Below are 11,119 nucleotides of genomic sequence, written 5' to 3' on the forward strand. Positions count from 1 at the left end.
CCGACATCGCCAAAGAGTATATGCGGAAGTTGGGCTATGGCGACCAGCCTTATCTGGTGTACAAGCATACCGACATCGACCGCCACCATATCCACATCGTGGGGTTGCGGGTGGACGAGAACGGCAGACCGCTGAATGACAGGTTCGAGCATCGGCGCAGCAAGCAAATCACCCGTGAACTGGAAAAGAAATACGGGCTGCACCCGGCAGAGCGGAAGGAACGTGCCGAACGCCCCGAACTGAAAAATGTGGACTATGCCGCCGGGGACGTGAAGCACCAAGTCGGCAACACCGTGAAAGCGGCTTGCTATGGCTACCGCTTCCAGTCGTTCGGGGAGTACAAGGCTTTGCTTGCCGCTTACAACGTGTGCGCCGAGGAAGTCAAGGGCGAGATAAACGGCAAGCCCTATCAGGGCATAGTTTATTCCGCCACCAATGACAAGGGCGAAAAGACAGGCAACCCGGTAAAGGCTTCCCGCATCGGCAAGTCGGTAGGTTATGAAGCGGTGCAGCGCAGAATGGAGAAATCGGGCGAAGCAATCAGGAACGGGAAACTGAAAGAGCGCACCCGGAAGATTGTAGCCACTGCCATGCAGACCGCCCGCAGCCGCAAGGAACTGGAACAGCAGCTAAGGAAGCGGGGCATTGACGTGGTATTCCGTCAGAACGACAGCGGGCGCATCTATGGCGTTACGTTCATCGACCACGACAGCCGGGTGGTGCTGAACGGTTCACGCTTGGGCAAGGAGTATTCGGCGAACGTGTTCAACGAACGTTTTTCGGGCGAAACCGGAAAGATACACCAGTCCGAAGTGGCAGCACCGCAGCAAGACCAGCCCACGCATCAGGAACAGCCGGGCTTCACGCCGAAATCCGACATCGTTTCGGGCATGGCTTCCGTGCTGGGTGCTTTCGGCGGTTTGCTGGGCGGCGGTGCATCTGGCGGTGACGAGCCGCAGGACACCGCCCGCCAAAAGAGAAAGAAGAAAAAGAAGCGCACAAGGCGCATTGACTAACTTAAAAACATACAATTATGCAGCAAGAGGATGATTTGAGAGGGCTTGCAAGGGTCATGGACTTTATGCGGGCTGTCAGTATTCTATTCGTGGGAATAAACGTGTACTGGTTCTGTTACTCCACCCTGAAAGAATGGGGAGTGACGTTTGAAGTGATAGACAAGATACTGTGGAACTTCCAGCGCACCACCGGGCTGTTCTCGTCCGTCCTTTGGACGAAACTTTTTGCGGTGGTGTTCCTCGCCCTGTCGTGCATCGGCACTAAGGGCGTGAAAGAGGAAAAGATAACGTGGGCGAAGATACATTGCAGCCTTGTGGCGGGTGTCGTGTTGTTTTTCCTGAACTGGTGGCTGCTGGAACTTCCGCTGCCACATACGGCGGACACTGTGTTTTATATCGCCACGCTATCGGCGGGCTATATCTGTATGCTCATGGCGGGTACATGGATGTCCCGGTTGTTGAAGAACAACCTAATGGATGATGTCTTTAATACAGAGAACGAGAGTTTCATGCAGGAAACAAGGCTTATCGAGAACGAGTATTCGGTAAATCTGCCTACCCGGTTCTACTATAAGAAGAAATGGAATAACGGCTGGATAAATGTTGTGAACCCGTTCCGTGCCAGCCTTGTGTTGGGTACGCCGGGCAGCGGCAAATCGTATGCAGTGGTAAATAGTTACATAAAACAGCAAATCGAGAAAGGTTTTGCGCTCTACTGCTATGATTATAAGTTTCCCGATTTATCGGAAATCACTTATAATCATTTGCTTAACCACTTGGACGGGTATAAGGTAAAGCCCAAATTCTACATTATCAATTTTGACGACCCACGCAAGAGCCACCGATGCAACCCGATAAACGCCAGTTTCATGTCGGACATTGCGGATGCCTACGAAGCAAGCTACACGATAATGCTTAACCTCAATCGAAGTTGGATAAGCAAGCAGGGCGACTTCTTCGTGGAAAGCCCGATTATCCTGCTTGCAGCCATTATTTGGTACTTGCGCATTTATCAGGGCGGCAGGTATTGCACGTTCCCGCACGCCATAGAGTTGTTGAACAAGAAATACGCCGATGTTTTCACGATTTTGCGCAGTTATCCCGAACTGGAAAACTATCTTTCCCCGTTCGTGGATGCTTGGGAAAGTTCGGCAGTTGAACAGTTGCAGGGGCAGATTGCCAGTGCGAAAATCCCGCTTTCAAGGATGATTTCACCCGCCCTTTACTGGGTAATGACGGGCGATGATTTTTCACTTGACATCAACAACCCGAAAGAGCCTAAAATCTTGGTTGTCGGTAACAATCCTGACCGCCAAAATATCTACTCGGCGGCACTGGGATTATATAATTCCCGTATCGTGAAGCTGATAAACAAGAAAGGTCAGCTTAAAAGTTCGGTGATAATAGATGAATTACCGACTATATATTTTCGTGGGCTTGATAATTTGATTGCCACCGCCCGAAGCAACAAGGTTGCGGTTCTGTTGGGCTTTCAGGATTACAGCCAGCTTACCCGTGACTATGGGGACAAGGAAAGCCGTGTAATCCAAAATACGGTGGGCAACGTGTTCAGCGGTCAGGTAGTCGGTGAAACGGCAAAAATACTGTCCGAGCGTTTCGGAAAGGTGTTGCAGAAACGGCAGAGCATGACAATCAACCAGCGGGAAAAATCCACCTCGATAAGCACCCAAATGGACAGCCTGATACCCGCCAGCAAAATATCCAACCTCACGCAAGGTATGTTCGTGGGTGCTGTGGCGGACAACTTCGATGAACGGATAGAGCAGAAGATTTTCCACTGTGAAATCGTGGTGGACAATGAAAAGGTGAAGCGGGAAACCGCCCGTTACGTGAAGTTGCCGCAGATAATCGACTTCACCGACAAGGACGGCAACGACCGGATGCAGGAGGAGATACAAGCCAACTATGACCGCATCCGTCAGGAAGTCCGGCAGATTGTCGAGGACGAGATAACCCGGATTAAGAACGACCCGGAGCTATGCCACCTTATAAAAGAGGAAGAATAACCGATATTCTTTCCTGACAGACAGTATTTTTACTAATTTTGCAGACAAAGAAATGATTATGAATGAAAACCAAAATACGGAATGGAAAGAAAGCTGGCGTGACGAGTATCTGAAATGGATATGCGGCTTTGCCAACGCCACAGGCGGCAAGATATATATAGGTATGAATGACAACGGTAAGGTAGTCGGCGTTGCCGATGCCGACAAACTGCTGGAGGATATACCGAACAAAGTGCGTGACGTGCTGGGTATCATCGTGGACGTGAACCTGCTGGAAGAAAACGGGCTGAAATATATCGAGATTGACGTACCGCCTTATTCCAATCCTATCAATTACAAAGGTCAGTACCACTATCGCAGCGGCAGCACGAAACAGGAGTTGAAAGGTGCGGCGTTGAACCGTTTTATCCTGCAACGTACTGGCAGGCATTGGGACGAGTTTCCCATAGAGTGGGCAGGCATAGAGGAACTTTCCCCCGGCGCATTGAACCGTTTCCGCAAGGAAGCGGCGAGAAGCGGGCGTGTGGACGAAGATGTGTTGAAAGATACTACCGAAAATTTGCTGCACGATTTGCGGCTGATTGACACCCAAACCAACCGTCCGACCCGTGCCGCCTTGCTGTTGTTCCACCCCGACCCGGAACGCTTTGTAACCGGGGCTTATATCAAGATAGGTTTCTTCCGGGATGATAAGGGTAACTTGGAGTTTCAGGACGAGGTTCACGGCTCTTTAATGGAGCAGGTGGATAAGGCAATGGATTTGATAAAGACCAAATACCTGATTTATCATATATCATACGAGGGAATTTCCCGGCGTGAAACACCGCAGTTCCCGGTGGAAGCTATCAGGGAGTCACTGATGAATTGTGTGGCACATAAAGACTATGCCAGTGCCGTACCCATTCAGATTAGCGTGTTCCCCGACCATATCACCTTTTGGAACGCCGGACAGTTACCGGAAAGCTGGACGACCGAAAAACTTTTTGAAAGCCACCCGTCCTCTCCCTATAACCCGCTAATCGCCAACGCCTTTTTCAGAAGCGGGGATATTGAAAGCTGGGGACGTGGCTACAAGCGTATCTTGGAAGCTGTCAGCGCATACAAGTTGTTGCCACCCAAACTTGAAATGTTAAGCGGTCTGATGATTACCTATTATACCGATATACGTTCGCAGCTATTGGCGCAGCGAGTGGATGAAAGGTATATACCCATTATTGAGTATGCCGCCCAAAATGGGAGTATAAATAATTCAGATGTGCAGAATTTGTTAAATACCAGTAAAACTACTGCTTATCGAATTTTGTCGCAACTGGATAACTGGCTGGAAATACAAGGAACAACAGGAAAAGGCACTCATTATACACTTAAAGGGTTCACAAAGGGTTCATAATTGAATGTTTTTGCTTTTATGAAATGCTGAACTTCCTGTTTAACAAGCATTTGAAAACCATTAAAAGGGTTCACAAAGGGTTCATCGAAAGAGAGTGATTGATTTCACTCTCTTTTTTATGCTGAATTTCGCAACCATTGGTTGAATATTTTATCTTAATTGCGTTTTTCTTGTTTTATAATCCAAGTTGAACCGTGTCGTGGGAAGAATGGTCTTTGCCATTTCTGTTTGCAATACGGTTTGTCTGATGTCGCCCAGTATGTCCGCCACCACCTTTCTGACACGTGGCGGGTAACTTTTCGCCAAAGATACGATTTTTTCCAGTTCCAGCAGGCTATACCCGTTGAAATATTGGCTCTTGACCCGGTTGTAGATGTCCTGCCCGGTTGTTCCGGGTATGCGCTTCATGTCCTTTATCGCATCGAGCAGCCGCAAGTACGGGACAAGGCTTTCATCCGGGTAGTCCATGCAGTAGGCTTTCACGCACTCTATATCCAAGTTCTTGAAACGGAAACGGCGAACCGGGTTAGGAGTGGCTATCGTTATGGTTGTGGCTACCTGTTCGGTCAGCCCCATTTTGTTATAGACGTAAGCACCCGTGATATAGCCGTTCAGTTTTTCAGTCAGATAGCGGAACTGTTCATCCTGATAGACAGGCAGCTTTCCCAGTCCCAGCACTGATTTCTTGGGACGATAGTACGCCCCCTTTTCAACCCGTACCAGTACCCCTTTGCGGCTCTGTTCGGAAAGTAGCACCGCAACATTGGCGGTCTTTTCCGTTTCAAACGACAAATCCCGGAACGTGAATATACGCCCGGTATCTATCCGTTCAATCTGCCCAAGTATCTCTTTCCTGAATGAAGCCATATTTATGTACTTTGTTTCTATGAAGCAAAGATAGTATATTATGTAATCACCTGAAAAAACATAACAAATATTTTGCCGAAGATGTTTTTTATTTCTCCAACTATTGGTTGGATATTTTTTTATTCACTCGGACAAATTGGGACAGTACCGGACAAATTCGGACAGTCCTTGCCGCCCGTCCAAATATAGCATATTTAGTCGCTACCTTTGGGCGGGACTATTCCCGTAACCACTAAAATTCCAATTATTTATGGCAAACAGAATGACCCCGCCCGCAGAGGGGCAGGAAAAAGACGTGCTGCTGGTCTTGGATAAACAGCAGGGAAAGGTGAGTGCCGTTAAGGGTATCGACAAGGACGGCAATTTGCAGACCGTGCCACCCACTACCGGACACGGCGGCGAGTTCATGCAGGTGGACAAGAACAGCGATGTGTTCAGCAACTTCATTTCCAACTTCTACCGCAAGTATCAGGACACTTCCGGGCTGGAACTGTTCAGCGTCAAGGCTTCCGAAGCGGAGCGGGACGCAAAGGCAATCGAGGACAACCACCGCAACCCTACACCGGAGGGTGACAAGCGGGCTGAAATGCTTCGAGTTCCGAAGCCCGACTTCCACGAGTTCAAGCAGGGCTACCGCTTCGACCCGTCAAAAATCGACTGGGAGAACCTGAAAAAAGTCGGCATCACCGCCGACACCCTGAAAAACACGAGGGACTTCGACCGGGTGATGCGTGGCTACAAGTCCCGCAACACTTACACTGTTTCGGGGACGGTGGGCGGCTTCTATCTCAAACCTACCGATGTCAAGATCTCTTTCTATCAGGCAAAGGACGGCACGGTAGTACCCAAGCTACACGGCGTGCAGCAGGACGAAAAACTGTTGCAACGCCCGTTCCATGAACACGAGTTCACCAAGCAGGAACAGGGCAACTTGCAAGGCACTGGCAACTTGGGCGGCATCGCTGAAATCAAAGACCCGAAAAGCGGCGAGCAAATCCCCGTGTTCGTCAGCCGGGACAGGTACACGCACGAACTGGAGTATATGCGGGCTGACAAGTGGAAATGCCCCGATACAATCTGTAACGTGCAAGTCAGCCCGGAACAGAAAGCCGCCTTTGAAGCCGGGCAAGCGGTGAAAATGGAAAACCTGCAATTCAGGGACGGCACGCAGCGCAGTGCCTATTTGCAGGTCAGTGCGGTGGAGCGTGGCTTGGAGTTCCTGCCCCGTGCCGCCGTCCAGTTCTTGCAGCAGTGGCAGCAGCCCGCAGAGCGGCAGGTCGCCGGGCTAAAGGACGGCAAGGGCGTTGAGTTCAACGGTCATGTACAGCCCGGCGCACAGGGCAAATCCCCCGACAAGGTGCAGCCGAAAGACGTTACCCCCACCGCCGAGAGCCGGACGCAGGTAGCGGTCAATTCGGGGGGCAAGACCAACGAAGCCACCAAGCAGGGCAAAGAGCCGTTGAAACAGGGTCAGGACAAGCCCACCGCCAAGCAGAAAGAGAAGCAGGAGAAAGCGCAGGACAAGAGCCTGAAAGCTGACAAGCCCAAGAAGTCCAGAGGAATGAAAATGTAATATCCACCATTAAAAAGTAAAGAATTATGATTGCATTGATAGCAGAGAAGCCCAGCGTGGCAAAGGACATCGCCCGCATCATCGGGGCGACCGGGCGTAATGACGGTTATCTTTCCGGTAACGGGTATATGGTGACATGGGCGTTCGGCCACTTAATCCAGCTTGCCATGCCGGAAGCCTACGGCGTGGCGAACTTCCGCAGGGAGAGCCTGCCCATACTGCCGCCCGATTTTCAATTAATCCCCCGTCAGGTGAAAGCGGAGAAAGGTTACAAGGCAGACCCCGGCGTGCTGAAACAGTTGAAAGTGATAAAGGAAGTGTTCGACCAGTGCGACCGGATTATTGTCGCCACCGATGCCGGGCGTGAGGGTGAGTTAATCTTCCGCTATATCTTCCATTACCTGAACTGCCGGAAACCATTTGTGCGCCTGTGGATAAGCAGCCTTACCGACAAGGCAATCCGTGAGGGGCTGGATAACTTGCAGCCGGGAGAGCGTTACGATAACCTCTATTTCTCTGCCAAGTCCCGCAGCGAAGCGGACTGGCTGATAGGGATAAACGCCACCCAAGCGTTGAGCGTTGCCGCCGGGCAGGGGGTGTTCTCGCTGGGCAGGGTGCAGACACCCACGCTCGTGATGATATGCAGCCGCTATTTGGAGAACAAGAATTTCGTACCCGCCAAGTTTTGGCAACTCAAAGCGGCGACTGCCAGCGGGGGAATAAATTTTACCGCCCAATCGACCGCCAAGTGGGAACAGCAGCCCGAAGCCATAGCCGCCCTGCAACGGGTAAAGGATGCCGGGCAACTTGTGGTTAAATCCGTTGAGAGGAAAGAAGCCTGCCAAGAACCGCCGCTTTTGTACGACCTTACCACGCTGCAAAAGGAAGCGAACACGAAGCTGAACTTCTCGGCTGACAAGACGCTTTCCATAGCGCAAAGCCTGTATGAAAAGAAAGTGATGTCCTACCCAAGAACCGGAAGCCGCTATATTCCGGAGGACGTTTTCGATGAAATGCCGGAACGTGTCGCCCTGCTGGGGCAATACTCCCGCTTTGCCGGGTATGCCGCCGGGCTGGACGGCACACCCCTGAACCGCCGCAGCGTGAATGACGGCAAAGTGACCGACCACCACGCCTTAATCATTACCGAGAACCTGCCCGGCGAACTTTCCAAAGACGAGCGGGCGGTTTACGAGCTGGTAGCCGGGCGTATGCTGGAAGCCTTTTCGGGCAAGTGCGTGAAAGACGTTACCACCGCCTTGCTGTCAGGGGGAGATACCGACTTCACGGTGAAAGGGTCTGTGATGAAAGAAGCCGGGTGGCGTGCCGTGTTCGGCGAGCAGGAAACGGGCGGGGATGAAGAAGCCGCCAGCCTGCCGCCACTCCAAGAGGGAGAATGTTTGCCACTCTCCGGCGTGGATCTGCGCGAAAAGCAGACCAAGCCGAAACCGCTGCACACGGAAAGCAGCCTGTTGGCGGCAATGGAGAACGCAGGCAGGGAACTGGAAGATGCCGAACTGAAAGCCAGCCTGAAAGATGCCGGGATAGGCACGCCCGCCACCCGTGCGGCGATTATCGAAACGCTGTTCGCCCGCCAGTACATCGTGCGTGAGAAGAAGAACCTTGTGCCTACCGACAAGGGGCTTGCCGTTTATGGGATTGTCAAGGACAAGAAGATTGCCGATGTCGAAATGACGGGCATGTGGGAAACCGCCCTTGCCAAGATAGAAGCGGGCAGCATGGATGCCGACACGTTCCGGAAGGGCATCGAGGTGTACGCAACGCAAATCACCGCAGAACTGCTATCGGTGCAGCTATCTGTCGCTACTGGTGAAACCTGCCCCTGCCCGAAATGCGGCAGCGGGCGCATCCTGTTCTACCCGAAAGTGGCGAAGTGTTCCAACGTGGACTGCACGCTTACCATATTCCGCAACAAGTGCGACAAACAGCTTTCCGACAAGCAGATTGTCGAGCTGGTGACGAAACACAAGACCGGGCTAATCAAGGGCTTCAAGGGCAAGAACGGCAAGGCTTTCGATGCTTCGCTGGTACTGGACGAGCAGTTCAATGTCGGTTTTTCATTCCCCGAAAAGAAAGCGAAACCGAAGAAATAGCCTATCTTTGCCGCTGAAATTTCATTGTGATAGGTTTTACAGCTTATAATAATTGAAATTTTAGTGGTTGCGCCCGGAGGGAAACCGGGCGCATTTTTTATATGTTCCCGCCAAACAGGTAGGTCGAACAGACCACCCCGTTATCCAGCACCCTGCTTTCCGAGAGCTTCCACAGCGAGCCGGATGTTTCCCCGACAAAACCGATGCCTTTGCCCGCCATGACCGGGACGGTGTAGATTGTCAGGCTGTCCAGCAGTCCAGCTTTAATCAATGAAGTAAGCAGCTTGCCGCCACCCACCACCAGCATGTCGGTTTCCTGTTTCAGTTCATAAACCCTTTGCAGCGGTTCTTCGGTCAGGAACTCCACCCCGCAGTCCGGTGTAACGTTGGTGTCGTAGTGTGACACCACAAAAGACCGTTTGCTTTTGTGCGGCCACCCGCCCCAGTGTTCAAAGATGTAGTTGTAGGTGTTCGCCCCCATAAGCAGGCAGCTTGCGGCGGCGTGTTCCCTTGCCGCCAGTTCCTTGACCTCACGGGGCATCCAGTCCAGTTCATAGTCCGGCGTGGCGGTATGCCCGTCCAGCGATACGGCGATGTGCGCTTTGATTTGTTCCATATTATCAGGTATTAAAGTGATATAAATCCCTACTGTCTTGGCACGTTAGCCGCAACCCCAAAAAAGAAAGCGTGGCATGACGCTGTTTCGATGCGAGGTACTGGCATACCCAAATGTGGAAACAGTGCAGCCACGCTATGACAAACGCATAGCATATCCTGCGCTGAATATCCCCACATTTTGAAAAGTGCCAGTTTTCGCATCGGGACGTTCGGCGAACGTATATGTTATATATAAAGGCAATATTCCGGCAACCGCCGTCCAACTGCCGTTACTTTTCCGTGTAACTTCTGCAAAGTTAAGCAAATACCCTGAAAAATCACGTGCAAACAGAAAAAATCCTGCCGTGTTATCACAACAGGGCAGGACACAAGCACCTAAAAATACACAAGTTCAGCCCATACGCCTACGGGCAGCTTGCGTTCCTTTGAAGATGATATGAACCGATGACAAAACAGCTTTGGTTCGCCGTGTCTTTGGTGATGATGTCCCTTTCCCGCATGAAGCGGATATAGCTCTTTGCGGTGCGCTCCTTGATGTCCAATACCTGCTGCAACTGCTCGCAAAGGTCTATGTAGGTGATGCGTGTCTGCCGCCCGAAGATGTCACGTGCGACATTCACCAGTTCCCTTTCCTTGCGCTTCTCCTTTTCCTCACGGGGCTTCTCGCCCTTGTACACGTGCATCCCCGCTTCCTTGTCCCATGCAAAGAGCATCAAAGGAACGTCCAACGGGCTTCCGTCCCTTACTTTCAAGGCTTTCACGACCGACTGGGCGGGTTCTTCGTCTTTCTCTATCGAAAGGATTGTAGCCGCCTTACGCTGCAACTCACTACCCAAATGTCCCCGCAGTTTCAATCCGTTGGGGACGAAGTGCAGCACGCACAGAATACACGTGTTGTAGATACCCGCCAGCCGATAAAGTTCATCTATCACCGCCACGCTTTCCGCTTCATCGTTGGCACTCTTAACAAGGTCTGCGATGCCGTCAATGACGACCAACTGGATGCCGCCGTACTGGTAGTAGAACTTGTCCATGCTTTGTACAATGGCGTTCAGGCGTTCTTTGCGTGACATGCCGGTAAGACAAAACGCTTTCAGTTCATCGGGTTTGTCCGGCTGTTTGGCACGTGCCAGCAGGTTGCTTACATTCTTGAACAGTTGCACTTCCGACTGTTCGGTGTCGTAGAGCAAGACCGCCTTGTGTTTGCCGTTGGCGGTTATCTGTATGCCCAGCGTATCTACTTCCGCACCAGCCGGGCAGATGCAGCCCGCCACGATTGCGGCTATATAATTGCTCTTTCCCGTTCCCTCGCCCCCGGTGATGCCGAACAGGTTGCCTTGTGTCCCCAGCGGAACGTCACCCGCCGAAATAATCTCTTGCGCTTTGGCGGGCGGGTTGTTGAAATCTATTTCGCATGATTTAAGCATAATCAATGTGTCGCTATACAGGTTGTCTAAAAATTCGATAAACAGTTTCAGGAAATCTTCACGGGTGTTCCCGGCTTTGAAGTAGTC

General features: G+C 51.6%; 8 protein-coding genes. 5 read left to right on the forward strand and 3 right to left on the reverse strand.

The genetic code is table 11. The features are described from left to right. From mobB to ABUA47_RS19720, 3 genes are all read left to right on the forward strand, one after another. A partial coding sequence (mobB, locus tag ABUA47_RS19710) for a conjugal transfer protein MobB (protein WP_349831929.1) occupies positions 1-1,016 on the forward strand: 1,016 nt, incomplete at its 5' end. Positions 1,017-1,033: 17 nt separating this feature from the next. Continuing rightward, positions 1,034-3,043 (forward strand): conjugal transfer protein MobC, encoded by a 2,010-nt coding sequence (mobC, locus tag ABUA47_RS19715; RefSeq protein ID WP_055295410.1) that lies wholly within the window; start codon positions 1,034-1,036, stop codon positions 3,041-3,043. Positions 3,044-3,101: 58 nt separating this feature from the next. Then, positions 3,102-4,433 carry an ATP-binding protein gene (locus ABUA47_RS19720; protein ID WP_055295518.1) on the forward strand — a complete coding sequence of 444 codons (1,332 nt, stop codon included), beginning with the start codon at positions 3,102-3,104 and terminating at the stop codon, positions 4,431-4,433. Between the two features lie 150 nt (positions 4,434-4,583). On the opposite strand, the gene ABUA47_RS19725 is transcribed toward ABUA47_RS19720, so the two are convergent. Continuing rightward, the gene (locus ABUA47_RS19725) at positions 4,584-5,300 is read right to left on the reverse strand and encodes a DUF6088 family protein (RefSeq protein WP_055295412.1); all 717 of its coding nucleotides are present in this window, start codon (positions 5,298-5,300) and stop codon (positions 4,584-4,586) included. A 250-nt stretch (positions 5,301-5,550) separates the two neighbouring features. Between ABUA47_RS19725 and ABUA47_RS19730 the strand changes: the two genes are divergently transcribed. Continuing rightward, positions 5,551-6,873, forward strand: coding sequence for a DUF3945 domain-containing protein (locus tag ABUA47_RS19730; RefSeq protein ID WP_055295414.1), 1,323 nt, complete (start codon positions 5,551-5,553; stop codon positions 6,871-6,873). A 26-nt stretch (positions 6,874-6,899) separates the two neighbouring features. Beyond that, positions 6,900-8,987, forward strand: a complete 2,088-nt coding sequence (gene topB, locus ABUA47_RS19735; RefSeq protein WP_349831931.1) for a DNA topoisomerase III — start codon at positions 6,900-6,902, stop codon at positions 8,985-8,987. Positions 8,988-9,084: 97 nt separating this feature from the next. On the opposite strand, the gene ABUA47_RS19740 is transcribed toward topB, so the two are convergent. Both ABUA47_RS19740 and ABUA47_RS19745 read right to left on the reverse strand, forming a co-directional pair. Then, positions 9,085-9,603 (reverse strand): dihydrofolate reductase family protein, encoded by a 519-nt coding sequence (locus tag ABUA47_RS19740; RefSeq protein WP_004326099.1) that lies wholly within the window; start codon positions 9,601-9,603, stop codon positions 9,085-9,087. A gap of 406 nt (positions 9,604-10,009) precedes the next feature. Beyond that, a partial coding sequence (locus tag ABUA47_RS19745; protein ID WP_349831933.1) for an AAA family ATPase occupies positions 10,010-11,119 on the reverse strand: 1,110 nt, incomplete at its 5' end.

Origin of the sequence: Bacteroides sp. RTP31139st1_H2_RTP31139_211217 (genome assembly GCF_040227615.1) — a bacterium.
GTDB classification, from domain to species: Bacteria; Bacteroidota; Bacteroidia; order Bacteroidales; family Bacteroidaceae; genus Bacteroides; species Bacteroides uniformis.

Coding starts and splice junctions, on each gene's coding strand:
- ABUA47_RS19725 (WP_055295412.1), bottom strand. CDS start 5,300: ATGGCTTCATTCAGGAAAGAGATACTTGGGCAGATTGAACGGATAGAT.
- ABUA47_RS19730 (WP_055295414.1), top strand. CDS start 5,551: ATGGCAAACAGAATGACCCCGCCCGCAGAGGGGCAGGAAAAAGACGTG.
- ABUA47_RS19720 (WP_055295518.1), top strand. CDS start 3,102: ATGAATGAAAACCAAAATACGGAATGGAAAGAAAGCTGGCGTGACGAG.
- mobC (WP_055295410.1), top strand. CDS start 1,034: ATGCAGCAAGAGGATGATTTGAGAGGGCTTGCAAGGGTCATGGACTTT.
- topB (WP_349831931.1), top strand. CDS start 6,900: ATGATTGCATTGATAGCAGAGAAGCCCAGCGTGGCAAAGGACATCGCC.
- ABUA47_RS19740 (WP_004326099.1), bottom strand. CDS start 9,603: ATGGAACAAATCAAAGCGCACATCGCCGTATCGCTGGACGGGCATACC.